Origin of the sequence: Citrobacter sp. T1.2D-1 (genome assembly GCF_950098555.1) — a bacterium.
Taxonomy (GTDB): domain Bacteria; phylum Pseudomonadota; class Gammaproteobacteria; order Enterobacterales; family Enterobacteriaceae; genus Citrobacter_A; species Citrobacter_A telavivensis.
The window spans coordinates 207705-233083 of sequence record NZ_CATNHH010000077.1 but is presented as its reverse complement, the minus strand read 5'-3'; the positions used below and the strand labels follow the sequence as shown (position 1 = coordinate 233083).

Below are 25379 nucleotides of genomic sequence, written 5' to 3'. Positions count from 1 at the left end.
AACACAAACCGGGCGGGCATTATACGCGCATTCTTTGCTCAGACCAGTTTTTTTACCAGCGCCTCACTGTGGCGAATACGTCCCGGTGCGTGCTCCAGATCCTGCTGTACCAGCGCCATAAAAAGCAGGTCGGTGAGCATCATTTGCGCGTGGGTTGATGAGATAGCCGCACTGCGGGTGGCCTGTTCTTCCGCGATGGTATACAGACAGTGGCTGGCGCGCTGCTGGAGCGCATTGGGCGTGAACCCGGTGATCGCCAGGATCTGCCCCCCGACGCGCAGGGTTTCCTCTGCTGCCAGATTCAGTTCCCGACGTTCCCCGCTGTAGGAAATCGCCACCAGCAGAGAGTCTGGCGTCAGCGCCTGAACCGTGGCCAGCAGCGCATGCATATCGCGCTCAACAATGGCGTTCAGACCGATCTTCATCAGTTTCCAGGCAAAATTCTGCGCCACCAGGCCGGATGCGCCAATCCCGGTTAACACAATCCGGCGGGCGTTGCGCAGCATCGTTACGCTTTCGGTCAACTTCTCTTCGTCGTTGACATCCAGCGTGGCATGCATCGCCGCCACGTTCTCTTTGATCAGTTTTTCACCGACCAGACGCAGGGGATCGTCGCCGCGGATTTGGTTATGCACCGGCACGGAATGCGGGTTCGGGTTGCTGACCAGCGCTTCGCTGATCGCCAGTTTCAGCGCCGGGAACCCCTTATAGCCGAGCTTTTGCGCGAATTTCACCACGCTTGACTGGCTGACGCCCGCTTCGGCTGCCAACTGCTGTGAACTGAGGTGTCGGGCGGCATCGGGTTGGATCAGAAGATAGTCCGCGAGTTTTTTATCGCTTTGCGCAAACCCCGGGTAGCGCTGGCGGATGCGAATCAAACAGTTCATGGTCTCTCCTGGCGAAAACGTGATGGCGGCAACAAAATGAAATTTCACTCGCCTGTACGAATATTATATTCCATTATTGGTCGCTAATATGAATTAAAAATTCCTGAGGAGCAAACATGAATCTCGGTGCTTTAGTGTCAGAAACCCGTAATCCGCAAACAATGGACCTCGATGCGCTGTCGACGCTGGAGCTGGTTCACCGTTTTAATCAACAGGATACGCTGGTAGCGGAAGCAGTAAAAGCAACATTGCCCGATGTTGCGAGCGCCGTCGATGCAGCGGCTGAAGCGTTAAAATCCGGTGGCCGGATTATCTACATGGGTGCGGGGACCAGCGGCCGACTCGGCGTGCTGGATGCGTCTGAATGCCCACCCACGTTTGGCGTTCCTCACGGTCTGGTGGTGGGGCTGATTGCCGGTGGTCCGGGGGCCTTACTGAAAGCGGTTGAAGGGGCAGAAGACAATGCGCAGCTCGGTGAAGACGATCTGATTGCCCTGAACCTCGCGCCGCAGGATCTGGTGGTTGGACTGGCGGCCTCAGGGCGTACGCCGTATGTCATCGGCGGACTGAAATATGCCCGCAAAACGGGCTGTACCACGGTCGCTATCTCCTGTAATCCCGACTCTCCTATTGCCCGGGAAGCCGACATCGCGATTTCTCCTGTGGTAGGGCCGGAAGCATTGACAGGCTCAACGCGGTTGAAATCCGGCACCGCGCAAAAGCTGGTGCTCAATATGATCTCCACCGGGGCGATGGTGAAGTGTGGCAAGGTTTACCAGAACCTGATGGTGGATATGAAGGCCACCAATATCAAGCTGATGGACCGCGCATGCCGGATGGTGGTTGAAGCCACTGGCATTGCGCGTGCTGAGGCACAAACGTTGCTGAAGCAGACCGATTTTGATGTGAAACCGGCCATTCTCATGGCGCTCAGTGGCCTCAACGCCGATGCGGCGCGAGAAAAACTGGCCACCCATCAGGGATTTTTACGGGCTGCGTTAGCAGACTCATCGAGGTAACTATGGATAAGACGGCGACCCTTGCCAGCGACATTCTGCTGGGGATAGGCGGAGAACAAAACATTCTGCGTCTGGAAAATTGCATGACGCGCGTCAGGGTGGAGGTGAAGGACGATGCGGCGTTGGATATCCCGCGTCTGAAACAGCTACCCGGCGTCAGTGGCTACGTAAAGCAGGGGGCGCAGCATCAGCTTATCGTCGGGCCCGGCAAGGCGGCAAAGGTCGTTGATGCCATGCGTTCACTACTGACAGAAGGGGGAGAGCGCCCGGTCGGCGATGATATTGAGCGCACGAAATCGCAGGCGAAAGCGAAGTACAAAGCGCCCATGAGCGATGCGCTACGCAAACTGGCGAACGTTTTTATTCCCCTGATCCCGGCGTTTATCGCTTCCGGTTTAATCACCGGCATTATTAACATTCTCAAGCGCCCGGATATCGTCGGTGATTTCGCCACCCATTATCCCAATATGCTGGGGCTGATGGGGATCTTCGGCAGTGCGGTCTTTGCCATCATGAACATTCTGGTGGGGGTGAATACTGCCAAAGTCTTCGGCGGTTCGCTGGCGATGGGGGGCGTGATGGCGGGCATCCTGTCGAGTCCGCAACTGGCGCAAATTACCCTCTTTGGCGAAGCGTTGCAGCCAGGCCGCGGTGGGGTTATCGCCGTGCTGCTGGTGGTGGCGCTGATGTGCTGGATCGAGCGTAAGTTCCGCGAGATATTGCCTGGCTCGCTGGAGCTGATCCTCAATCCGCTGCTGACGACGATCATCACCGGCACTATTGCGATTGTGGCGCTGCAACCGCTGGGCGGCTGGATTTCAGAATCGATAGCCCAAGGCGCGTCCTGGGCTATCGATCGCGGCGGCTTGCTGGTGGGCGCGGTCCTGGCGGGAACATTCCTGCCGCTGGTGCTGACGGGGCTGCATCAGGGACTGGTGCCAATTCACGTCGAGCTGGTGCAGGCTCACGGCTACAACGCGCTCTTTCCCATTCTGGCGATGGCAGGCGTCGGGCAGGTGGGGGCGGCGATTGCCGTGCTGATGAAAACCCGTAACGCGCGGCTGAAAAAAGTGATTAAGGGGGCATTACCGGTAGGATTACTCGGGATTGGCGAACCGCTGATTTTTGGCGTCACGTTACCGCTGGGCAAGCCGTTCATGGGGGCCTGCCTGGGCGGCGCGGTAGGCGGGGCGCTGATCAGCTACTGGAAGGTCGCAACCGTTATCACCTTTGGCATTTCCGGATTGCCGCTGGCGTTAACGATTGTTGCCGGAAAAGTGATGTTCTATCTGTTAGGCTATTTAGTAGCAGTCATAGCCGGGTTTTTGTTTACCTGGCTGTTAGGATTCAACGATCCCGAGGAGTAAGGTTTGACCAATCACGCGCGTCGTGTCGTTTTTTTTGATTTGGATGGTACGTTACATCAGCAGGATATGTTCGGCAGTTTCCTGCGCTATCTGTTGCGTCGCCAGCCGCTGAATGCGCTGCTCGTGCTGCCGTTGTTGCCGGTGATCGTTGGCGCATTACTGATCAAAGGGCGCGCCGCGCGCTGGCCGATGAGTCTGTTGCTGTGGGGGTGTACCTTCGGTCATCGCGAGGCTCGTTTACAGGCCAGACATGCCGATTTTGTCCGCTGGTTTCGACAGAACGTCACGGCGTTTCCTCAGGTGCAGGAACGTCTGACCACCTATCTGCTCAGTTCTGATGCCGATATCTGGCTCATCACCGGTTCGCCGCAGTCGCTGGTGGAACAGGTCTACATTGATACGCCGTGGCTGCCGCGCGTGAATCTGATCGCCAGTCAGATGACGCGAGGATACGGCGGTTGGGTGCTGACCCTGCGCTGTCTGGGACACGAAAAAGTGGCTCAGCTTGAACGTAAGATCGGCACGCCGCTGCGCCTTTACAGCGGCTACAGCGACAGTAATCAGGACAACCCGCTGCTCTATTTTTGTCAGCACCGCTGGCGCGTTACGCCTCGTGGAGAACTCCAGCAACTGGAATAGTTGAAATCATAGTATAATGCGCCCGCTATGATTACCGGAGTACTCCCTTTGTCAGATGTTGAATTTAGCCACGAATACTGGATGCGTCACGCGTTAACGCTGGCGAAGCGCGCCTGGGATGAACGAGAAGTCCCGGTCGGTGCCGTATTGGTGCACAACAATCGCGTGATTGGCGAGGGGTGGAACCGCCCGATTGGCCATCACGATCCCACCGCGCACGCAGAGATCATGGCGCTGCGCCAGGGCGGCCTGGTCCAGCAAAACTATCGTCTGATTGATGCGACGCTGTACGTGACCCTTGAACCGTGCGTCATGTGCGCGGGTGCGATGGTGCACAGTCGCATTCGTCACGTGGTATTCGGCGCGCGTGATGCAAAAACCGGTGCAGCCGGTTCGCTGATGGATGTCCTTCATCATCCGGGAATGAATCATCGCGTTGAGGTCACTGAGGGGATACTGCGTGAGGAGTGTGCGACGCTGCTCAGCGATTTCTTCCGCATGCGCCGTCAGGAGATCAAAGCGTTGAAGAAAGCCGCAGGTCAGTAACCATTGCGGCTCTGTTTACTTCTTCTCTTCTTTCTTCTGCGGTAAACGCAGCAGTGATGGAGAGTGCGTCAGATAGCCAGATGACGATTGTGACAGGAAGGCGACGAGCGGTCGTCGCTGTTTGCCAAAATCTGTCGGCGAGACGACCGGATACTCCTCAGCCAGTTTCATCTCTTCTGCCAGCTGCTTTTCTTTCTCCTGCAAATAGCCCAGCAGGCTTATCTGATACTTACGGATGTTCTCAACATAGGCGTAGGCTTCATGTCCGCGCGCATAGCCATAGGTCAGCTTGCTGTAATACTGTTTTTGACTGAGCATGGGCAGGCGCTGTTTGACGTCCGCCCAACTGTCCGGATTGCCCTTCGTCTTGGCCGTCAGCGCCCGCGCATCAAGCATATGCGCATAACCCATGTTGTAGGCCGCCAGCGCAAACCAGATGCGCTCGTTTTCCGGCACGGTGTCCGGCACTTTACTCATCATGTCCTGTAAATAGCGCGCCCCACCGCTGATGCTCTGCTCAGGATCGGTCCTGTCGGTCAGACCCAGACTTTGCGCGGTGTTCTTAGTGAGCATCATCATGCCGCGCACGCCGGTGGGCGATGTGGCCTGCGGATCCCAGTGTGATTCCTGCCAGGCAATCGCGGCAAGCAGCTGCCAGTCAATCTCCTGGGCGTATTTCTCAAACAGCGGTTTCAGGTCGGGGAGCATGGCGTCAACCGCGCGCAGAAAGGTGCGGGTATCGACATAGTCAAAATCATCGCCGTGCCCCAGATACTTTTCTTCGAGACGTGCCAGTGAGCCGTCTTCATTCATGCCGTTGAAGAAATCGAGCAGGGCGGCAGATAGCGAGTTGTCATTATCCAGCGGGCTAAACCAGGTCACCGGCTGTTCGTCGGTGACGTCCAGCGCAACGGCAAGTTCGGGGTGGACGCGCTGGTAAAGGCTGATGGCGACAGAGTCGGCGATGGTGTAATCCAGTTGACCGGCAATCACCGCATCAAGCAGTTCAGTTGAGCCTTTTTTCTCGTCGATCCGCCAGCTCAGTTCAGGGTATTTTGTCTGTTTCAGGGTTTGCAGATCGTTCGCCACCACATGTCCTGGGGTGATGGTGAGCTGACTTTCCGTCACGCTGCCCAACGAGCGGGGACGATACTGGCCCACTTTGTAGACCAGTTGCTGGGATACTGAATAGTAGGTTGGCCCCGGCTGATAGTTTTTCACCCGTTCGCTGTTGTAGACCAGCCCGGCCGCCAGCAGGTCGGCGTTGCCATTATCGAGGTCGTCAAACAACTGGCTGATGTTCTGGCGTACGGTAATCTTCAGCTTTACGCCCAGATAGCTGGCGAACTGCTGCGCCAGCTCATAATCGAGCCCGTACGGCTTACCGTTAAGTTTTGACCAGGTGAGCGGCGACTCAATGGTGCTCACGCGCAACTCTCCCCGCGACTGGATCGCGGCGATACGATTATCAGCTTTACCGAACCAGGGGATTGAGGGCCAGAGGGCCGCCGCCAGCAACAGCGTCAGTATGCCGATGAACAGATAATTAATCTTTAATTTTTTCAATTAGTTAATTCTCTGAACCGTGCGTTGCCTCAGGATGGGAAAAGAAATAGAAAGACCAGGATTATTCATCAATGAGCGGCATTTTGCTTAAACTTGCGCCAGTTGGCAACTAATTAGCGCTATCGATAGCATCGTATGACAACAATGCGGGGTGATTTTATTTCGACGCAAACGGTTTCGTCTGCGGCTCAGATTCTTTATAATGACGCCCGTTTCCCCACTTGGGCACACCGAAAGCTTAGAAGACGAGAGACTTATGATGGAAATTCTGCGTGGTTCGCCTGCACTGTCCGCATTCCGTATTAACAAACTGCTGGCACGTTTTCAGGCTGCCAACCTCCAGGTAAGCAATATTTACGCCGAGTACGTCCATTTCGCTGACCTGAACGCCCCGTTGAACGAGGATGAGCACGCGCAGCTTGCCCGTCTGCTGAAATACGGCCCTAGCCTGAGCAGCCACACCCCGGAAGGGAAACTGCTGCTGGTGACGCCTCGTCCTGGCACCATCTCCCCCTGGTCTTCCAAAGCGACGGACATCGCCCATAACTGCGGTCTGCAACAGATTGACCGTCTGGAACGCGGCGTCGCTTATTATGTTGAGGCCTCCACGCTGACCGCTGAACAGTGGCAGCAGGTTGCCGCTGAACTACACGATCGAATGATGGAGACGGTGTTCTCTTCATTAACCGACGCTGAAAAACTGTTTGCCCACCATCAGCCTGCGCCGGTTGCAAGCGTTGACCTGCTGGGTGAAGGCCGTCAGGCGTTGATTGACGCTAACCTGCGTCTCGGTCTGGCGCTGGCGGATGACGAAATTGATTATCTGCAAGACGCGTTTACCCGACTGCGGCGCAACCCGAACGATATTGAACTCTACATGTTTGCGCAGGCGAACTCTGAGCACTGCCGTCACAAGATTTTCAACGCTGACTGGGTTATTGATGGCAAGCAACAGCCGAAGTCGCTGTTCAAGATGATCAAAAACACCTTTGAGACCACCCCGGATCACGTGCTTTCCGCTTATAAAGACAACGCGGCGGTGATGGAAGGGTCTGAAGTGGGTCGTTACTTTGCCGACCACGCGACCGGACGCTACGACTTTCACCAGGAGCCGGCGCATATCCTGATGAAGGTGGAAACCCATAACCACCCGACGGCGATCTCCCCGTGGCCGGGGGCGGCGACCGGTTCCGGCGGCGAAATTCGTGATGAAGGGGCTACCGGACGCGGCGCGAAGCCAAAAGCGGGTCTGGTCGGTTTCTCGGTCTCTAACCTGCGTATTCCGGGTTTTGAGCAGCCGTGGGAAGAAGACTTCGGCAAGCCGGAGCGCATTGTGACCGCGCTGGATATCATGACCGAAGGCCCGCTGGGCGGCGCGGCGTTTAACAACGAATTTGGTCGTCCGGCGCTCAACGGCTATTTCCGGACTTACGAAGAAAAAGTGAACAGCCACAATGGCGAAGAGCTGCGCGGTTATCATAAGCCGATCATGCTGGCGGGTGGGATCGGTAATATCCGCGCCGATCACGTGCAGAAAGGCGAAATAGTCGTTGGGGCGAAGCTGATTGTCCTCGGCGGCCCGGCGATGAACATCGGCCTGGGCGGCGGCGCGGCGTCCTCCATGGCGTCCGGCCAGTCTGACGCGGATCTCGATTTTGCCTCCGTCCAGCGTGATAACCCGGAGATGGAACGCCGCTGTCAGGAGGTTATCGACCGCTGCTGGCAGTTGGGCGACGCCAACCCGATCCTGTTTATCCACGACGTCGGCGCGGGCGGTCTGTCGAACGCCATGCCTGAACTGGTCAGCGACGGCGGACGCGGCGGTAAATTTGAACTGCGTGACATCCTCAGCGATGAACCAGGAATGAGCCCGCTGGAGATCTGGTGCAACGAGTCCCAGGAACGTTATGTGCTGGCCGTTGCTGCGGATCAACTGCCGTTATTTGACGAGCTGTGCAAGCGCGAGCGCGCGCCGTATGCGGTGATTGGCGAGGCGACCGAAGAGCTGCATCTGTCGTTAAACGACCGTCACTTCGACAATCAGCCTATCGACCTGCCGCTTGACGTACTGCTTGGCAAAACGCCGAAGATGACCCGCGACGTCCAGACGCTGAAGGCGAAAGGTGAGGCGCTGAACCGCGCGGACATCACCATCGCGGATGCCGTAAAACGCGTTCTGCATCTGCCGACGGTGGCGGAAAAAACCTTCCTGGTGACCATTGGCGACCGTACCGTGACCGGGATGGTATCCCGCGATCAGATGGTCGGTCCGTGGCAGGTGCCGGTGGCTAACTGCGCGGTGACCACCGCCAGCCTCGACAGCTACTACGGCGAAGCGATGTCGATCGGTGAACGTGCGCCGGTAGCACTGCTCGACTTCTCCGCCTCTGCCCGTCTGGCGGTCGGCGAGGCGCTGACCAACATTGCGGCAACGCAGATTGGCGATATCAAACGTATTAAGCTTTCCGCCAACTGGATGGCCGCAGCCGGTCACCCGGGGGAAGATGCGGGTCTGTATGAAGCGGTGAAAGCGGTCGGTGAAGAACTCTGCCCGGCGCTGGGTCTGACCATTCCGGTGGGCAAAGACTCCATGTCAATGAAAACCCGCTGGCAGGAAGGCAACGAACAGCGCGAAATGACCTCGCCGCTGTCGCTGGTGATTTCCGCTTTTGCCCGCGTGGAAGATGTACGCCATACCATCACCCCGCAGCTTTCGACCGAAGACAACGCGCTGCTGCTGATCGACCTGGGTCGTGGCCATAATGCGCTGGGTGCCACAGCGCTGGCGCAGGTCTACCGTCAGCTTGGCGATACACCGGCAGACGTGCGCGATGTCGCGCAACTGAAAGGCTTCTACGACGCAATGCAGGCGCTGGTGGCGCAACGTAAACTGCTGGCCTATCACGACCGCTCCGACGGCGGCCTGCTGGTTCTGCTTGCAGAAATGGCCTTTACCGGTCACTGTGGTATTCAGGCGGATATCGCGACCCTGGGTGACGATCGTCTGGCGGCGCTGTTTAACGAAGAACTGGGCGCGGTTATTCAGGTTCGCACAGCGGATCGCGAGGCGGTGGAAGCGCTGCTGGCACAACACGGTCTGGGCGATTGCGTCCATTACCTGGGGCAGGCCGTCGAGGGCGACCGTTTTGTTATCGAAGCCAACGGTCAGGTCGTCTTCAGCGAAAGCCGCACCACACTGCGAATCTGGTGGGCAGAAACCACCTGGCAGATGCAGCGTCTGCGTGATAACCCGGAGTGTGCCGATCAGGAGCACGACGCCAAAACCAACGATGCCGATCCGGGCCTCAGCGTGGAGCTGACGTTTGATATCAATGAAGATATCGCCGCGCCTTACATTGCGACCGGTGCTCGTCCGAAAGTGGCGGTGCTGCGTGAGCAGGGGGTGAACTCCCACGTAGAAATGGCCGCGGCGTTCCAGCGTGCCGGTTTTGACGCGATTGACGTACACATGAGCGATCTGCTCGGTGGCCGTACCGGTCTGGGTAACTTCCAGGCGCTGGTGGCCTGCGGCGGTTTCTCTTATGGTGACGTGCTGGGCGCGGGTGAGGGCTGGGCGAAATCTATTCTGTTCAACAACCGCGTGCGCGATGAGTTTGAAACCTTCTTCCATCGTCCACAAACGCTGGCGCTGGGGGTGTGCAACGGCTGCCAGATGATGTCGAACTTGCGCGAGCTGATCCCTGGCAGCGACCTGTGGCCGCGTTTTGTGCGTAACCATTCGGATCGCTTTGAAGCCCGTTTCAGCCTGGTCGAAGTGACTCAAAGCCCGTCTCTGCTGTTGCAGGGAATGGTCGGGTCAATGATGCCTATCGCCGTCTCGCACGGGGAAGGGCGTGTTGAAGTTCGCGACGCTGCTCATCTGGCGGCACTGGAAAGCAAAGGCCTGGTCGCGCTGCGCTTCGTCGATAACTTCGGCAACGTCACGGAAACTTACCCGGCTAACCCGAACGGTTCGCCAAACGGCATTACCGCGGTGACCACCGAAAATGGTCGCGTGACCATCATGATGCCGCACCCGGAACGCGTGTTCCGTACCGTCAGTAACTCATGGCACCCGGAAAACTGGGGTGAAGACGGTCCGTGGATGCGTATCTTCCGCAATGCGCGCAAGCAGTTGGGGTAAGGTACTCGTCATGATCAAAGCCCGGTGGACGTTACCGGGCTTTTTTTATGGCAGGCGCAGGTGCAGGTTATTTTTTGACTTCCTGTACGTACAATAATTCCCCCGCGTAAGCCCGTCACGGTCAGTCAGGATGAGGGCCGAAGGTGCTCAGCCGTTATGTCGTGTGTCTCGCGTATCTTTATAATCACTGTCGTTAATTAAGCCTGTCGGGAATTCACGACAAACATGCGTCAGGAGTGTCTCCAAAAAGAGACATTTAACTTATTGATTTGTATATAGCTAAGTATATTGCGTTTAAGGTGTTGCTAATTGGCGACGGTTTGGTTGAAAAATGCTCACTTTATTAATGATGTGAATGTCATTTAAAGTTCAATAAATTCATTGTGTTAAATAATTGTTTTGAATATTGGCACAGTTACTGCATAATACTAACCAGTGGCTCATTCACCTTCTTATGTCAGCCCCTTCGGGACGTGCTACATAAACTTCGAATGACGCACAACAAGGTGCCTGCCGTCCAACTTCTGATAATAGCTTTGCTTTATCAACCATCGGGCGAAACGTCGAGTTAGGCACCGCCTTATTCCACAACAAAGCCGGGTTCATCCCGGCTTTGTTGTATCTGGCGTTCCCCTCAGTTAGCATCGTCCTATTCATCTGTTGTGAGAGTAACGCATTGAAGCGCTGGTCTGTTTTCCCCCGGTCATTACGCCAACTGGTGACGCTGGCATTCCTGCTGATCCTGTTACCACTGCTGGTCCTCGCCTGGCAGGCGTGGCAAAGTCTGAACGCACTCAGCGCCCAGGCGGCGCTGACGAACCGTACCACGCTTATTGACGCGCGCCGCAGCGAGGCGATGACCAATGCCGCGCTGGAGATGGAGCGCAGCTACCGCCAGTATTGCGTCCTTGACGATCCGACGTTGGCGAAGGTGTATCAGAGCCAGCGCAAACGCTACAGTGAAATGCTGGATGCTCATGCGGGCGTTCTGCCGGATGATAAGCTGTATCAGGCGTTGCGGCAGGATCTCAACGGTCTGGCACAACTGCAATGTCGTAACAGTGGACCCGATACCGCCGCCGCCGCACGTCTGGAAGCGTTTGCCAACGCCAATACTGAAATGGTGCAAGCGACGCGTACCGTGGTTTTTTCGCGCGGGCAGCAGTTGCAGCAGGAGATTGCCGAACGCGGGCAGTTCTTCGGCTGGCAGGCTCTGGTGCTGTTTCTGGTGAGCCTGGCGATGGTGCTGCTGTTCACGCGAATGATTATCGGGCCGGTAAAGGGGATCGAGCGGATGATCAATCGGCTGGGGGAAGGGCGATCGCTGGGCAATACCGTCACTTTTGCCGGGCCGCGCGAGTTGCGTTCCGTTGGGCAACGGATCATCTGGCTGAGCGAGCGCCTTTCCTGGCTGGAATCCCAGCGCCATCAATTTTTGCGTCATCTCTCCCATGAGCTGAAAACCCCCCTGGCCAGTATGCGTGAAGGTACCGAACTGCTGGCGGATCAGGTGGTGGGGCCGCTGACGCCGGAACAAAAAGAAGTGGTTGGCATTCTTGATGACAGCAGCCGCAATCTGCAAAAATTGATTGAGCAACTGCTTGATTACAACCGCAAACTGGCTGACAGCGCCATTGAAATGGAAAGCGTGGAGATTGAACCGCTGGTGGATATGGTGGTTTCCGCTCATAGTCTACCGGCTCGCGCTAAAATGATGCATACCGACATTGAACTGGCGGCGGAACGCTGTCTTGCCGAGCCAATGTTACTGATGAGTGTACTGGACAATCTTTATTCCAATGCGGTGCACTACGGGGCTGAATCCGGTAACATTCGTATTCGCAGCCGCTTACAGGGGACTACGGTGTATATCGATGTTATCAATACCGGAACGCCTATCCCCGAAGCAGAAAGAACCATGATTTTCGAGCCTTTTTTCCAGGGAAGTCATCAACGGAAAGGGGCAGTGAAGGGGAGTGGACTGGGGTTGAGCATCGCCAGAGATTGTATCCGCCGTATGCAGGGGGAGCTGTATCTTGTCGATGAACAGGCGCAAGAGGTTTGCTTTCGCATAGAACTGCCGCTATCTGCAACGAAAAACGATTAAATAACGCTAAGCCTGGTGAATATGCCACACGTTTTTGTTCACATTTTCCAACGTTTATTCTCCCGTCAGGTTATCCTGGCGGGGATGCCATGCCTTGCGCTGATGGGCTGTACGCCGCATGCGGTGAAACACATCACGGGAGATGCGCCACAGGACGTTCTCCCGACGTATCAACTGGCGGACTACCTGTCGGTTGAGTGCACCGATATCTGGGCATTGCAGGGGCAATCGACCGACACCAATCCCCTTTACTGGCTGCGCGCCATTGACTGCGCGGATCGCCTGTTGCCGGTACAGTCGCGTAGCGAAGCCCGCATGCTGAGTGACGACAGCTGGCAAAACGCCTTTAAGCGCGGCATCTTGCTGGCGAACGCCAAAATCACGCCGCTGGAACGTCGTGAGAACGTCTCGCGACTGGATGCGCTAAGCCCGCAAATCCCGGCGCAGGTGCGTCCGCTTTATCAGATCTGGCGCGACGGCCAGTCGCTTCAGCTCCAGCTCGCCGAAGAACGCCAGCGCTACAGCAAACTGCAGCAAACGACCGATGGCGATCTGGATACGCTGCGTCAACAGCATCAGTACCTTCAGGCGCAGCTCGATCTTACGACGCGCAAGCTGGAAAACCTGACCGATATTGAGCGACAGCTTTCTACCCGTAAACCGGCAGGAAATTACAATCCGGATACGACACATGGCGGCGACAAGTCTGAGGGACAAGCGCCAGTATCTTCACAAGATGAGGTGACCCCATAATGAGTCGTAAACCGGCGCATTTACTGCTCGTGGACGATGACCCTGGTCTGTTGAAACTGCTGGGAATGCGCCTGACCAGTGAAGGCTATAGCGTGGTGACCGCAGAGAGCGGGGCCGAAGGTCTGCGCGTTCTGAACCGTGAAAAAGTGGATCTGGTGATTAGCGACCTGCGCATGGATGAGATGGACGGCATGCAGCTGTTCAGCGAGATCCAGAAGGTTCAGCCGGGGATGCCAGTCATCATTCTTACCGCCCACGGTTCTATTCCGGATGCGGTTGCGGCAACGCAAAAAGGCGTGTTCAGCTTCCTGACCAAACCCGTGGACAAAGATGCGTTGTATCAGGCGATTGACGAGGCGCTTGAACAGTCGGCGCCCGCCACGGACGATAGCTGGCGCGAATCGATTGTCACCCGTAGCCCGCTGATGCTGCGTCTGCTGGAGCAGGCGAGGATGGTGGCGCAGTCCGACGTCAGCGTGTTGATCAATGGTCAGAGCGGCACCGGGAAAGAGATCTTCGCTCAGGCTATTCACAATGCCAGCCCGCGCAGCAGCAAACCGTTTATCGCCATCAACTGCGGTGCACTACCGGAACAACTGCTGGAGTCGGAGTTGTTCGGACACTCCCGCGGTGCGTTTACCGGCGCGGTGAGCAACCGTGAAGGGCTGTTTCAGGCGGCGGAAGGCGGGACGCTGTTCCTTGACGAGATTGGCGATATGCCTGCGCCGTTACAGGTCAAACTGCTGCGCGTCTTGCAGGAACGTAAAGTCAGACCGCTGGGCAGCAACCGCGATATCGATATTGATGTGCGCATCATCTCGGCAACCCATCGCGATCTGCCGAAAGCGATGGCACGCGGTGAGTTTCGCGAAGATTTATACTACCGTCTCAATGTGGTAAGTCTGAAAATTCCGGCGCTGGCGGAGCGAACAGAAGATATTCCGCTGTTGGCGAATCATCTGCTGCGCCAGTCGGCGGAGCGGCATAAGCCGTTTGTGCGCGCGTTTTCGACGGATGCAATGAAGCGGCTGATGACCGCCAGTTGGCCTGGCAACGTGCGTCAGTTGGTGAACGTGATCGAACAGTGTGTGGCACTGACCTCCTCGCCGGTGATCAGCGATGCTCTGGTGGAGCAGGCGCTGGAAGGGGAAAATACTGCACTGCCGACCTTTGTCGAAGCGCGTAATCAATTTGAGCTGAACTATCTGCGCAAATTGCTGCAAATCACCCGAGGCAATGTCACGCATGCGGCAAGAATGGCGGGCCGTAACCGGACGGAGTTTTATAAGCTACTGTCGCGCCATGAGCTGGATGCAAACGATTTCAAAGAATAAGTCAGCGTAATATGTTACGTTTATCCGATTAAAAGACAGGCGACCTTTTCAAGGACTAGCATGAAAAAGATTGATGCGATTATTAAACCCTTCAAGCTCGATGATGTGCGTGAAGCGCTGGCTGAGGTAGGGATCACCGGTATGACCGTCACCGAAGTGAAAGGCTTTGGGCGTCAGAAAGGGCATACCGAGCTGTACCGTGGCGCGGAATATATGGTGGATTTTCTGCCGAAGGTCAAAATTGAAATCGTCGTGCCGGACGATATCGTTGAAACCTGCGTCGATACCATTATCCGTACGGCGCAGACGGGCAAAATTGGCGACGGTAAGATTTTCGTCTTTGATGTGGCACGCGTGGTACGTATCCGCACCGGTGAAGAAGACGACGCGGCAATTTAAGCCGCGCCGTGCTTGCCGGATGGCGGCGTGAACGCCTTATCCGGCCTACAACATCCCGTAGGCCTGATAAACGCAGCGCCATCAGGTATGACGTAATTACAAGACCTTATCCGGCCTACAACATCCCGTAGGCCTGATAAGCGCAGCGCCATCAGGCATGACGTAATTACAAGACCTTATGCGGGCCGAAGCATTCGTAATGAATGTTTTCGTTATTCACACCCAGTTCAACAAGCTGCTTCGCGGCAAACTGCATAAAGCCCACCGGACCGCACAAATAGAACTGCATTCCCGGAATATCGATAGCCGCTTTCATCGCCTTCAGATCCATCAGACCTTCGCTGTCAAAGGCATCGTTAGCGCGATCCGTTTCGCTCGGTTCGCGGTACCAGGTGTGCGCGGTAAAGTTCGGCAACGTTTTACCCAGTTCGTTTACCTCATCGGCAAACGCATGCACATCGCCGTTTTCTGCGGCGTGGAACCAGTTGACCTGGGCGCTGTGCTGCGCGTTGGCCAGCGTATCCAGCATTGCCAGCATCGGCGTTTGACCGACACCGGCAGAAATCAGCGAAACCGGCGTGTCGTGGTCAACTGCCATAAAGAAATCGCCAGCCGGCGCCGCTAAATGCACCACGTCGCCAACGCGCGCCTGATTGTGCAGCCAACTGGAGACCTGACCACCCTCTTCACGCTTAACGGCAATGCGGTAACCTTTACCCTCCGCTTTACGGGTCAGAGAATACTGACGAATTTCCTGATGCGGAAAACCTTCCGATTTCAGCCAGACGCCCAGATACTGGCCTGGCTGGTAGTCAGCCACGGCGCCACCGTCCACCGGTTCAAATTCAAAGCTGGTAATCAGTGCGCTGCGCGGGGTTTTCGCCACGATCCGAAACGGACGTGTGCCTTCCCAGCCGCCGGTTTTACTGGCGTTTTCACGGTAGATTTGCGCTTCGCGATTGATAAAGACGTTAGCCAGCACGCCGTAGGCTTTGCCCCACGCCTCCAGCACTTCCTGGCCCGGGTTGAACATTTCGTCCAGGGTCGCCAGCAGATGGGTTCCGACAATGTTGTACTGTTCTGGCTTGATCTGGAAGCTGGTGTGCTTCTGGGCGATTTTTTCGACCGCAGGCAGCAGGGCAGGCAGATTCTCAATGTTGCTGGCATAGGCGGCAATGGCATTGAACAGGGCTTCACGCTGGGAGTCATTACGCTGGTTACTCATGTTAAAAATTTCTTTGAGTTCAGGGTTATGAGCAAACATGCGATCGTAAAAATGGGCGGTCAGTTTGGGGCCCGTTTCAACCAGCAGGGGAATGGTAGCTTTTACAGTGGCGATGGTTTGAGCGTCAAGCATACGGTCTTCCTTTATGTGAACTTTTAATGATGTATGTCAAATACATCTTATAAAAAATACCCCCGCACTGTAAATGGTTCTTTGACGCTTTGCGTTTTAAAAGCGACAACGTGAAAAATCTGCATCACAAACCTGAAAAGAAATCCGTTGAAATTTGTAAGGTCTTCATTCGGCAAAGCCTTGTGTCGTGTGAAGGTAATCGTTTGCGTAAATTCCTTTGTCAAGACCTGTTATCGCAGAATGATTCAGTTATACTGTTGCCCGTTGTCCAACAGGACCGCCTTTTAAGGCCAAAAATTCTATCGTTAGCTGAGTCAGGAGATGCGGATGTTAAAGCGTGAAATGAACATTGCCGATTATGATGCCGAACTGTGGCAGGCTATGGAGCAGGAAAAAGTACGTCAGGAAGAGCACATCGAACTGATCGCCTCCGAAAACTACACCAGTCCGCGCGTCATGCAGGCGCAGGGCTCTCAGCTGACTAACAAATACGCTGAAGGATATCCGGGCAAGCGCTACTACGGCGGCTGCGAATACGTGGATATCGTTGAGCAACTGGCGATTGACCGCGCGAAAGAACTGTTTGGCGCAGACTACGCTAACGTGCAACCGCACTCTGGCTCCCAGGCTAACTTCGCCGTCTATACCGCGCTGCTGCAACCGGGTGATACCGTTCTGGGTATGAACCTGGCGCAAGGCGGTCACCTGACTCACGGCTCCCCGGTTAACTTCTCTGGCAAACTGTACAACATCGTGCCTTACGGTATTGATGAGTCCGGTAAAATTGACTACGAAGAGATGGCGCAGCTGGCTCAGACCCACAAACCGAAGATGATCATCGGCGGCTTCTCTGCCTATTCCGGCGTGGTTGATTGGGCAAAAATGCGTGAAATCGCTGACAGCATTGGCGCATACCTGTTCGTCGATATGGCGCACGTCGCGGGTCTTATCGCCGCAGGCGTTTACCCGAACCCGGTTCCGCATGCTCACGTTGTGACCACCACCACCCACAAAACGCTGGCTGGCCCGCGCGGTGGCCTGATCCTGGCGAAAGGCGGTGACGAAGAGCTGTACAAAAAACTGAACTCTGCCGTTTTCCCAAGCGCGCAGGGCGGACCGCTGATGCACGTGATCGCGGGTAAAGCCGTGGCGCTGAAAGAAGCCATGGAGCCAGAGTTCAAAGTCTACCAGCAGCAGGTTGCGAAAAACGCCAAAGCGATGGTGGAAGTATTCCTGAATCGTGGCTACAAAGTCGTGTCCGGCGGTACTGAGAACCACCTGTTCCTGCTGGATCTGGTGGACAAAAATCTGACCGGTAAAGAAGCTGACGCCGCGCTGGGTCGTGCCAACATCACGGTAAACAAAAACAGCGTGCCGAACGATCCGAAAAGCCCGTTCGTCACTTCCGGTATCCGTATCGGTTCTCCGGCTATCACGCGTCGCGGCTTTAAAGAAGCGGAAGCGAAAGAGCTGGCAGGCTGGATGTGTGACGTGCTGGACAACATCAATGATGAAGCGGTGATTGAGCGCATCAAAGGTAAAGTTCTGGATATCTGCGCACGCTTCCCGGTTTACGCATAAGTTATCGCAGAAGTCAAAAAGGCCGCGCGAGCGGCCTTTTTGACTGATGACAAACATCCTGCAGACGAAATTGGTACATCTTCGACACATGAATTGTCGGGTGGCGCTACGCTTACCCGACCTACAAAAACCTACGATATCAATGGTTTTGTAGGCCCGATAAGCGAAGCGTCATCGGGCGACGGTCTAACGCCTGTCTACCGATATCGCTCCCGGTCCCGTCAGCGCCAGCAGCAGGAAACCTCCCGCAATGCTGACATTCTTATAGAAATTAATCATATTCGGACCGACCGCATCACCGGTCATATTCCAGAAATGATGGCCGATTACTGCCGTACCCAGCGTATAGAAAACGAAGAGGATTGCCAGCGGGCGAGTAAAAAAGCCCAGAACAATCAGTATCGCTGCGGGAACCTCCATGACGACGGCAATAATGGCCGCCAGCATTGGCGCAGGCGTACCGAGAGAGGTCATGTACTGTACGGTCCCGTCGAAACCCGTCAGCTTAGGAAAGCCAAAAATAATAAACAGAACCGCCAGCGCAATGCGGGCAATCAATAAAAACAGATGGCGTGATTCACCGAACTCAAAATAACGTAACGTGTTCATAGCAGGCTCATTGACATGAGTAACGTACTTTAAAATTAATACACAACGGCCCGCCTCGCCATTGGCTAAATGTCGTTCAGCTGCGACTCAACGTACAGATAGCCAATTCCCATCAACTGCTGGGCGCGAGTCAGCGTACCAAAGCCAATCTGTGTCGCTTTTGCTCGCGGGTTATCTCCGTGATCGAAAGGATTAAATCCCGTCTGTTGTCTTAGCGTGTTGAGCCAGGGTTCACCGAAGGCGCAACTGCGCCCGTACAGCCAGATCTGATTAATATTCAGGATATTGAGAAAGTTATACAGGCTTAGACCAATCGCGCTGGCGGCATGTTCCACCCACGCCTGAATGCGCACATCACCCCTGCGCCAGGCATCGATTAGCATATCCGTGGTCAGCGTTTCCGGATCCCTTCCCGGCACCGGCTGCGCTTTCATCCAGACTCTGGCCTGCTTTTTCAATGCGCTCAGTGAGGCGACGGTTTCCAGACAGCCATAACGGCCACAGTCGCAGGCGATGCCGTCGGGGTTAATGATGGTATGACCAATCTGACCGCTGCCGTACAGACTGCCGCGATAAATCTGTTCGTTGATAACGAAAGAGGACCCAATACCGTAGTCGACGTTGATGACGCAGAAATCTTCATTGGCTGCCGGGTTTTGCCATTTTTCCGCTAGCGCCAACATCACACAGTCGTTGTCCAGACGGACCTGTATGCCGAGCCGCTCCTCCAGCAGATACTTTATTTCCACTGGCGTTTTCCACGGTGCCTGCGGCATGGTTTTCGACGCGCCGGTGATCGGATCCACCTGACCGTGGACGCCCAGCGCCAGGTTGATTGTGATGTCGGGATAGCGCTGACGCCAGCGCCGCCAGTGGCTGGCAATCGCCGCGAGCAGCGCTTCAGGCGTTGCGGCGTTGATCACCTCGTGCTGCCAGTTGCCAACCGCCATCAGTCGGGCATCGGCAAGTTGGCTGGTCAGGCTGGTGGGGGTGACGTTCATACACAGCGTCCACGCGCCCCGTTCCGGCAGATGAAAACTCCCGCTGCTGAGCCCGCGCTGGCTTAGCGTTTCCCGGGAGTGGTAAATTCGGCCTTCATCCAGCAACTCTTCAAGAATGTTACTCACTGCCGGAATCGACAGGCCGGTGAGCTGCGCCAGTTGCGATTTACTGAGCTGCTTTTCGCGCCACAAATGCGACAGAAAGATCTGTTTATTCGCCTGTCTGACCCGGGCGTTATTGAATCCCGAACGCTGCATACACTTAACTCCCTTAACTATATTGCGTGAGCATTGCGCATTTTACCGCCAGTTAACTGCCACACAATAGCCACAAGATGACATTTTACTTTTGTTTATTGAGTGGAGGCAGCATGTACGGTTCAGTTAAGGTCTGGCAGGAAACCCTCTCATTACCGACCTGGACGGTGGGTGAGGAAGACACCAACCCAATGTTCCTGGAAAAACGGGTTTATCAGGGTTCTTCAGGGGCGGTTTACCCTTACGGCGTGATCGACACCCTGACCGGCAAACGCGAGATGCGCGATTACCAGGCCGTGTGGATGGAAAACGATTTTATCCGCGTCATGCTGTTACCAGAACTGGGTGGGCGTATTCACCGCGCGTATGACAAAGTACAGCAGCGCGATTTTGTCTATTACAACGAGGTGGTGAAACCCGCGCTGGTTGGTCTGTTGGGGCCGTGGATCTCGGGTGGGATCGAATTTAACTGGCCGCAGCACCATCGTCCCACCACTTTTATGCCGGTGGATTTTACGCAGCGGGCAGGGGAGCACGGTGAGCAAACCGTCTGGATGGGCGAAGTGGAGCCGATGCGCGGCCTACAGGTGATGACCGGATTCACCCTCTACCCGGATCGCGCGCTGATAGAAATTACCGGTAAAGTCTTCAACGGCAACGCCACGCCGCGCCACTTTTTATGGTGGGCGAACCCGGCGGTGAAGGGCGGCGACGATCATCAAAGCGTGTTCCCACCTGATGTTACGGCGGTATTCGATCACGGCAAGCGCGATGTTTCCGCTTTTCCGATCGCCACGGGCACCTATTACAAAGTCGATTACTCGGCGGGGGTGGATATCTCCCGCTACAAGAATGTGCCGGTGCCGACTTCGTACATGGCGGAAAAATCGGACTACGACTTTGTCGGGGCCTGGCATCACGGCGAGCGCGGCGGACTGTTGCACGTTGCCGATCATCATATCTCGCCGGGAAAAAAACAGTGGAGCTGGGGCTACGGGGATTTCGGTGTCGCCTGGGATCGCAACCTGACCGATGAAAATGGTCCGTACATCGAATTAATGACCGGGGTGTTTACCGACAACCAGCCTGATTTCACCTGGCTTGCGCCTTACGAAGAGAAGGTGTTCGTTCAGAACTTCCTGCCGTATAGCGAATTAGGGACGGTGCAAAACGCCAGCACTGACCTGGCGCTGCGACTGGTGCGTGATGAAAACCATCTGTCCGTCGGCGTCTATGCCGTTGCGCCATTACATGACGTGCGGGTGACGCTCAGCGCAGACCGCGGGCCTTTCTTCGAAACCATGCTGACGCTGGCACCGGGGGAACACTGGCTGACGACGCTTGCCGATTCGGGCTCTACGCGGATCGCCATGACGGTCACGCGTCACGACGGTCAGACGCTGCTGCGATACGAAGAGCATATTGCTGACGACCTGCCGCTACCTTCGGCGGCAACGGCCCCCGCACAACCGGAGGCGTTGTCTAACACTGATGAACTCTACTTTATCGGTCAGCATCTGGAGCAGTACAACCATGCCAGTCGTTACGCCGGGGATTACTATCGCCGGGCGTTAGCGATTGATCCGCTGGATTACCGCAACAACGTCGCATTGGGGACGCTGGCGCTGAACCAGGCTGACTGGAGGCAGGCTGAACGCTGTGCGAGAGCAGCGTTACAGCGAGCGCATCACCTGAACAAAAACCCGCGCGATGGCGAAGCCAGTATGTTGTTGGCCACTGCGCTGGAGCGCCAGGGCGATTGCGAACAGGCCTGGGAGCATTACTACAAGGCGAGCTGGAGTGGAAACTGTCGCGATGCGGCCTTCTGGGCTCTGGCGAGGATCGCGATGGCGCGCGGCGACCAGGCGGATGCATTGGAAAAAGTGACGCAGAGTCTGCGTTTTAACGGCAGCAACAACCTGGCGATGGGGCTGAAAGCGCTGGTGCTGGCAGCGTTGGGGCGCACATCAGAGGCGTTGAAGTACATCGAACAGCAGCTCCATGACTATCCGCTCAGCTATGCGTTGCACTATGCGCGCTGGGCAATACGCCGGGATGAACTGTCGAAGACGGCGCTGATCGCTATTACGGGTCGACGCGGTACCAACGCTTGTGAACTGGCGGGGTGGCTGCTCTCTTTCGGTCAGAAAGCCGCGTCTCGCGAACTGCTGGAGCTACTGGACAGCCAGGAAACGCTGCCGCTGCTGTGGCGGGCGTCGCTAAGCGACAATCCGCAGCCGTTCATCGACCAGGCGCGGGCCTGCCTGCACAACCGGGTGCGTTTCCCAAACACTCTTGATGAAGTGCAGATGCTGGAAACGCTGTCGCACAGCGCCTATGCCCGCTATCTGCTGGGCTGCTTCTGGTACAGCAAACGCCGCTACGAAGAGGCGCTTTCCTGCTGGCAATTCACCCTGCAACAAGAACCTGAATTTGCGCCAGTGCATCGTCTGCTGGGGATTTATGCGTGGAACAAACAGCAGGATGCCGTAAAAGCACACCAGTATTTGTCGCAGGCAGTGGCGCTGGAGCCCGATAACGCCCGCTTCCTGTTTGAACTGGATTATCTCAATAAGCTATTGGCTACGCCTGTCGGGCAGCGTTTGCAACAGCTTGAATCACGCAAAACGGTGGTATTCCAGCGTGACGATCTGACGGTGGAGTTACTTAGCCTGTGGAACGGACTGGGCTACTACGATGAAGCGGCGAAGGTTCTTGGCGAGCGCGTGTTCCATCCCTGGGAAGGGGGCGAAGGGAAAGCGACCGGGCAGTACTTGCTGAACCAGGTTCATCGGGCGCTGGCGGCGATCGGCAGGGAGGAATTATCTGCCGCGGTCAGCCTGCTACAACAGGCGCTGAGCTATCCGCATAACCTGGGGGAAGGACGTCTGCCCGGACAAACCGATAACGATATCTGGTATCTGTTGGGCTATTGCGCCCAACGTCAGGGGCATCATGACGAGGCACAGCGTTACTTTGCGCGCGCCACCTGCGGTGGAAGTACGTTGGATGCTGGTCGTTACTACAACGATCAGCCCGTGGACTATCTCTTCTGGCAGGGCATGGCGCTGAAAAAACTGGGTAAGAGTGACGATGCTGAACAACTCTTCAAAAGCTTCCTGCAATGGGTAGCGTCACAGCGAGACCATGTGCCAGAGGTGGATTTCTTCGCCGTCTCATTACCGGATCTGGTGGTACTCGATACCCCGGCGGAGGCAAAGCATCAGCAGCACTGCCTGTTTATCACCGCGTTGGGGCATCTGGGGCTGGAGGATTTATCCGCCTGCCAGCAGGCGCTTGACGCTCTTCTGCAACAGAATCCGGCGCATGACAAAGCTCTGCTCCTGCGCCATGTCATCAGACTGGAGTTATTGCAATAAACCCTGAACCGGTGGTGGTGACGCCACCGGAAACCTACTGTTCCCTGCGTTTCCCTGAAAGAGGAATCATAATGAATAACGCGCAGACACATTTGAAAATCGGCTACGTCTGGACCATCTGTCTGGTCGCGGCCTGTGGTGGTTTGCTGTTTGGCTACGACTGGGTGGTGATTGGCGGGGCAAAACCCTTTTATGAAGCGTACTTCTCAATAACCGATCCGGCGCAGTCGGGCTGGGCGATGAGTTCGGCGCTGGTAGGCTGTATTTTTGGGGCGCTGATTTCCGGCTGGTGTGCGGATAAATTTGGCCGAAAAATGCCGCTGATCCTCTCGGCTATTCTGTTCAGCGCCTCCGCATGGGGAACCGCCGTTGCCAGTAACTTCGACATGTTCGTGATTTACCGCATCGTCGGCGGCGTCGGGATTGGCCTTGCCTCCGCGCTCAGTCCGCTGTACATCGCTGAAGTCAGTCCGGCGGAAAAACGCGGACGCTTTGTGGCGGTGAACCAGTTGACCATTGTGATTGGCGTGCTGGCGGCGCAGCTGATCAACCTGATGATCGCCGAACCCGTTGCGACAGGGGCCACGCAGCAGGCGATCGTCGAGAGCTGGAACGGGCAGATGGGCTGGCGCTGGATGTTTGGCGCAGAGTTAGTCCCTGCGCTGGTGTTTCTGGTACTGATGTTTTTCGTTCCCGAATCCCCGCGCTGGCTGGTGAAGGCGGGTAAACCGGAACGCGCGCGCGCCATGCTGCAACGCATTGGCTCTACGGAGTATGCCGGGCAGACGCTGAAGGAGATTGAGCACACGCTACTCAAAGATAACCATAAGGTGGCATGGTCAACGCTGTTGCAACCACAGATCAAACCGATAGTTATTATCGGCATGGTGCTGGCGGTCTTCCAGCAGTGGTGTGGGATCAACGTGATCTTTAATTACGCGCAGGAGATTTTCGCCTCCGCCGGTTTCGACATCAACGGCACCCTGAAATCCATTGTCGCCACCGGCATTATCAATCTGGTCTTTACTCTTGCCGCGCTGCCGCTGGTGGATAAACTCGGTCGCCGCAAACTGATGCTGTTTGGCGCATCCGGCCTGACCGTGATTTATGTGTTGATTGCTGGTGCATACGGGATGGGGATTATGGGCTGGCCGGTGCTGGTTCTGGTGCTGGCAGCCATTGCGATCTATGCCCTGACGCTGGCACCTGTCACCTGGGTGCTGCTGTCCGAAATTTTCCCTAACCGCGTGCGCGGGCTGGCGATGTCGTTGGGCACGCTGGCACTGTGGATTGCCTGCTTCCTGCTGACCTATACCTTCCCGCTGCTCAATGCCGGGCTGGGCGCAGCCGGGAGTTTCCTGCTCTACGGCGTGATTTGTGCGATGGGTTATGTGTACGTGCTGCGTAATGTACCTGAAACCAAAGGCGTCACCCTGGAAGCCCTTGAGGAACAACTGGCGGCGAGACACCTGAAGGCCAGCCCGTCGTCGGCACAGCAGAGAAGTGCTCGCTGATGACGACGCCGCTGACGCTGAATAACGCGCATCTGCGGATGCGCGTGGACCCGCAGGGCGGTAGGCTGCTGGCATTGTTTTCGTTACAACATCAACAGCCGGTTTTACGTGCAGGCGAGGGGAAATCCGTTGGTGAGGGTGGGCTGTTTCCGATGCTTCCGGTCGCCAATCGTGTGGCCGATAACCGCTTCAGCCAGCGCGGAACAGAGGTGCAGTTGCCGCTGCATAATGCGGATGAACGTTTCTTTCTGCACGGTGACGGCTGGCTTAAGCGCTGGGAGATAGCAGACGTAACCGACGACAGTTGTCGATTGTGTTTGCGCAGTCAACTGGCGTGCGGGTATGACTATCTGGCGGAACTCCAGTATGTGCTGGAGGCGTCGGTACTCAGAGCGTCGCTGACGATCGTTCATCTGGGCAAACGCCCGATGCTTTACGGCTGCGGTTTTCACCCGTTCTTTGTGTTTGATGCTCAAAGCACCGTGCAGTTCTCGGCAAGCGGTTACTGGCCAGAAGGCGAACATCATTTGCCACTGGCCTGGCAGAGCGAACTCCCGGCGGAAGTCGATTTCACCAGGTCGCAATATGGCGCGGATCGCTGGCTGAACGTGGGATATTCCGGATGGAGCGGACAGGCGGTTATCCGTAGAGATGTGATGAATGTCACGATTTCTGCGCAAACTCCCTGGCTGATGCTCTTCAGAATGCCAGGTCAGTCATTCCTTTGTCTGGAACCGCAGACGCATCCGGTAAATGCCCACCACATGCCGGGGCTGCCGGGATTACGGATGTTAGGCTCCGGAGAACAGTGTTGTTTTACGATGGAGATTCGCGTTGATTAGCGACAAAACGTTGTTATGTCGCTGTTAATGTTCACTTGCGCCAGCCTGCGTTTATCGCCAGACTATCGCCTCCACA

The 25379-nt window shown here is 56.1% G+C and carries 18 protein-coding genes and 1 pseudogene; 13 read left to right on the top strand and 6 right to left on the bottom strand.

The annotated features are described in order from the left end of the window. Positions 1 to 38: 38 nt before the first annotated feature. Positions 39 to 887 (bottom strand): MurR/RpiR family transcriptional regulator, encoded by an 849-nt coding sequence (locus QQZ17_RS25000; protein WP_152402874.1) that lies wholly within the window; start codon positions 885 to 887, stop codon positions 39 to 41. Positions 888 to 1003: 116 nt separating this feature from the next. Between QQZ17_RS25000 and murQ the strand changes: the two genes are divergently transcribed. From murQ to tadA, 4 genes are read left to right on the top strand one after another with little or no spacing between them, the layout of a single operon-like run. Then, entirely contained in the window at positions 1004 to 1906 is a 903-nt protein-coding gene (gene murQ / locus QQZ17_RS24995; protein WP_152402876.1) for an N-acetylmuramic acid 6-phosphate etherase, read from the top strand. A gap of 2 nt (positions 1907 to 1908) precedes the next feature. Then, positions 1909 to 3273 carry a PTS transporter subunit EIIC gene (locus tag QQZ17_RS24990; RefSeq protein ID WP_152402879.1) on the top strand — a complete coding sequence of 455 codons (1365 nt, stop codon included), beginning with the start codon at positions 1909 to 1911 and terminating at the stop codon, positions 3271 to 3273. Between the two features lie 3 nt (positions 3274 to 3276). Beyond that, entirely contained in the window at positions 3277 to 3912 is a 636-nt protein-coding gene (yfhb, locus tag QQZ17_RS24985) for a phosphatidylglycerophosphatase C (RefSeq protein WP_152402880.1), read from the top strand. 27 nt (positions 3913 to 3939) lie between these two features. Then, entirely contained in the window at positions 3940 to 4458 is a 519-nt protein-coding gene (gene tadA, locus QQZ17_RS24980; RefSeq protein WP_152402882.1) for a tRNA adenosine(34) deaminase TadA, read from the top strand. 15 nt (positions 4459 to 4473) lie between these two features. On the opposite strand, the gene mltF is transcribed toward tadA, so the two are convergent. Beyond that, a complete protein-coding gene (gene mltF, locus QQZ17_RS24975) occupies positions 4474 to 6024 on the bottom strand; it encodes a membrane-bound lytic murein transglycosylase MltF (RefSeq protein ID WP_152402884.1) in 1551 nt (516 codons plus the stop codon). Positions 6025 to 6280: 256 nt separating this feature from the next. Between mltF and purL the strand changes: the two genes are divergently transcribed. The 5 genes from purL (at position 6281) to glnB (ending at position 14761) form a co-directional block, all read left to right on the top strand. Continuing rightward, positions 6281 to 10168, top strand: a complete 3888-nt coding sequence (purL, locus tag QQZ17_RS24970; protein ID WP_152402886.1) for a phosphoribosylformylglycinamidine synthase — start codon at positions 6281 to 6283, stop codon at positions 10166 to 10168. Between the two features lie 676 nt (positions 10169 to 10844). Next, positions 10845 to 12275 (top strand): two component system sensor histidine kinase QseE/GlrK, encoded by a 1431-nt coding sequence (gene qseE, locus QQZ17_RS24965; protein ID WP_152402889.1) that lies wholly within the window; start codon positions 10845 to 10847, stop codon positions 12273 to 12275. A gap of 21 nt (positions 12276 to 12296) precedes the next feature. After that, positions 12297 to 13028 carry a two-component system QseEF-associated lipoprotein QseG gene (gene qseG, locus QQZ17_RS24960; protein WP_152402890.1) on the top strand — a complete coding sequence of 244 codons (732 nt, stop codon included), beginning with the start codon at positions 12297 to 12299 and terminating at the stop codon, positions 13026 to 13028. Beyond that, the gene (glrR, locus tag QQZ17_RS24955; protein ID WP_152402892.1) at positions 13028 to 14362 is read left to right on the top strand and encodes a two-component system response regulator GlrR; all 1335 of its coding nucleotides are present in this window, start codon (positions 13028 to 13030) and stop codon (positions 14360 to 14362) included. The genes qseG and glrR overlap by 1 nt, the downstream gene beginning before the upstream one ends. A 60-nt stretch (positions 14363 to 14422) precedes the next feature. Next, the gene (glnB, locus tag QQZ17_RS24950; protein ID WP_012906673.1) at positions 14423 to 14761 is read left to right on the top strand and encodes a nitrogen regulatory protein P-II; all 339 of its coding nucleotides are present in this window, start codon (positions 14423 to 14425) and stop codon (positions 14759 to 14761) included. Here glnB and QQZ17_RS26540 read toward each other — a convergent pair. Both QQZ17_RS26540 and hmpA read right to left on the bottom strand, forming a co-directional pair. Then, positions 14758 to 14853: pseudogene (locus tag QQZ17_RS26540) on the bottom strand (hypothetical protein); the annotation flags it as partial. The gene glnB and the pseudogene QQZ17_RS26540 overlap by 4 nt on opposite strands. Positions 14854 to 14927: 74 nt before the next feature. Continuing rightward, on the bottom strand, positions 14928 to 16118 hold the full coding sequence (gene hmpA, locus QQZ17_RS24945; RefSeq protein ID WP_152402894.1) for an NO-inducible flavohemoprotein: 1191 nt from the start codon (positions 16116 to 16118) through the stop codon (positions 14928 to 14930). Between the two features lie 327 nt (positions 16119 to 16445). Between hmpA and glyA the strand changes: the two genes are divergently transcribed. Continuing rightward, on the top strand, positions 16446 to 17699 hold the full coding sequence (gene glyA / locus QQZ17_RS24940) for a serine hydroxymethyltransferase (protein ID WP_042999800.1): 1254 nt from the start codon (positions 16446 to 16448) through the stop codon (positions 17697 to 17699). A gap of 186 nt (positions 17700 to 17885) precedes the next feature. Here the strand turns inward: glyA and QQZ17_RS24935 are convergent, their stop codons facing one another. Both QQZ17_RS24935 and QQZ17_RS24930 read right to left on the bottom strand, forming a co-directional pair. Then, entirely contained in the window at positions 17886 to 18308 is a 423-nt protein-coding gene (locus QQZ17_RS24935; protein WP_152402896.1) for a DoxX family protein, read from the bottom strand. Positions 18309 to 18373: 65 nt separating this feature from the next. Further along, positions 18374 to 19567 carry an ROK family transcriptional regulator gene (locus QQZ17_RS24930; protein WP_152402898.1) on the bottom strand — a complete coding sequence of 398 codons (1194 nt, stop codon included), beginning with the start codon at positions 19565 to 19567 and terminating at the stop codon, positions 18374 to 18376. Positions 19568 to 19680: 113 nt separating this feature from the next. Here QQZ17_RS24930 and QQZ17_RS24925 point away from each other — a divergent pair, with 113 nt between their 5' ends. The 3 genes from QQZ17_RS24925 (at position 19681) to QQZ17_RS24915 (ending at position 25303) form a co-directional block, all read left to right on the top strand. Continuing rightward, positions 19681 to 22947 carry a DUF5107 domain-containing protein gene (locus tag QQZ17_RS24925; RefSeq protein WP_152402900.1) on the top strand — a complete coding sequence of 1089 codons (3267 nt, stop codon included), beginning with the start codon at positions 19681 to 19683 and terminating at the stop codon, positions 22945 to 22947. A gap of 71 nt (positions 22948 to 23018) precedes the next feature. Further along, a complete protein-coding gene (locus QQZ17_RS24920) occupies positions 23019 to 24461 on the top strand; it encodes a sugar porter family MFS transporter (protein ID WP_152402902.1) in 1443 nt (480 codons plus the stop codon). Then, complete coding sequence (locus QQZ17_RS24915) at positions 24461 to 25303, top strand: aldose 1-epimerase (protein ID WP_152402905.1); 843 nt, start codon at positions 24461 to 24463, stop codon at positions 25301 to 25303. The genes QQZ17_RS24920 and QQZ17_RS24915 overlap by 1 nt, the downstream gene beginning before the upstream one ends. Positions 25304 to 25379: the final 76 nt, after the last annotated feature.

Bases quoted from the DNA above. Each gene is read 5' to 3' on its own strand.
- glrR (WP_152402892.1), top strand. From the start codon at position 13,028: ATGAGTCGTAAACCGGCGCATTTACTGCTCGTGGACGATGACCCTGGT.
- QQZ17_RS24935 (WP_152402896.1), bottom strand. From the start codon at position 18,308: ATGAACACGTTACGTTATTTTGAGTTCGGTGAATCACGCCATCTGTTT.
- QQZ17_RS24930 (WP_152402898.1), bottom strand. From the start codon at position 19,567: ATGCAGCGTTCGGGATTCAATAACGCCCGGGTCAGACAGGCGAATAAA.
- qseG (WP_152402890.1), top strand. From the start codon at position 12,297: ATGCCACACGTTTTTGTTCACATTTTCCAACGTTTATTCTCCCGTCAG.
- hmpA (WP_152402894.1), bottom strand. From the start codon at position 16,118: ATGCTTGACGCTCAAACCATCGCCACTGTAAAAGCTACCATTCCCCTG.
- QQZ17_RS24925 (WP_152402900.1), top strand. From the start codon at position 19,681: ATGTACGGTTCAGTTAAGGTCTGGCAGGAAACCCTCTCATTACCGACC.
- glyA (WP_042999800.1), top strand. From the start codon at position 16,446: ATGTTAAAGCGTGAAATGAACATTGCCGATTATGATGCCGAACTGTGG.
- QQZ17_RS25000 (WP_152402874.1), bottom strand. From the start codon at position 887: ATGAACTGTTTGATTCGCATCCGCCAGCGCTACCCGGGGTTTGCGCAA.
- glnB (WP_012906673.1), top strand. From the start codon at position 14,423: ATGAAAAAGATTGATGCGATTATTAAACCCTTCAAGCTCGATGATGTG.
- QQZ17_RS24990 (WP_152402879.1), top strand. From the start codon at position 1,909: ATGGATAAGACGGCGACCCTTGCCAGCGACATTCTGCTGGGGATAGGC.
- QQZ17_RS24915 (WP_152402905.1), top strand. From the start codon at position 24,461: ATGACGACGCCGCTGACGCTGAATAACGCGCATCTGCGGATGCGCGTG.
- tadA (WP_152402882.1), top strand. From the start codon at position 3,940: ATGATTACCGGAGTACTCCCTTTGTCAGATGTTGAATTTAGCCACGAA.
- QQZ17_RS24920 (WP_152402902.1), top strand. From the start codon at position 23,019: ATGAATAACGCGCAGACACATTTGAAAATCGGCTACGTCTGGACCATC.
- murQ (WP_152402876.1), top strand. From the start codon at position 1,004: ATGAATCTCGGTGCTTTAGTGTCAGAAACCCGTAATCCGCAAACAATG.
- purL (WP_152402886.1), top strand. From the start codon at position 6,281: ATGATGGAAATTCTGCGTGGTTCGCCTGCACTGTCCGCATTCCGTATT.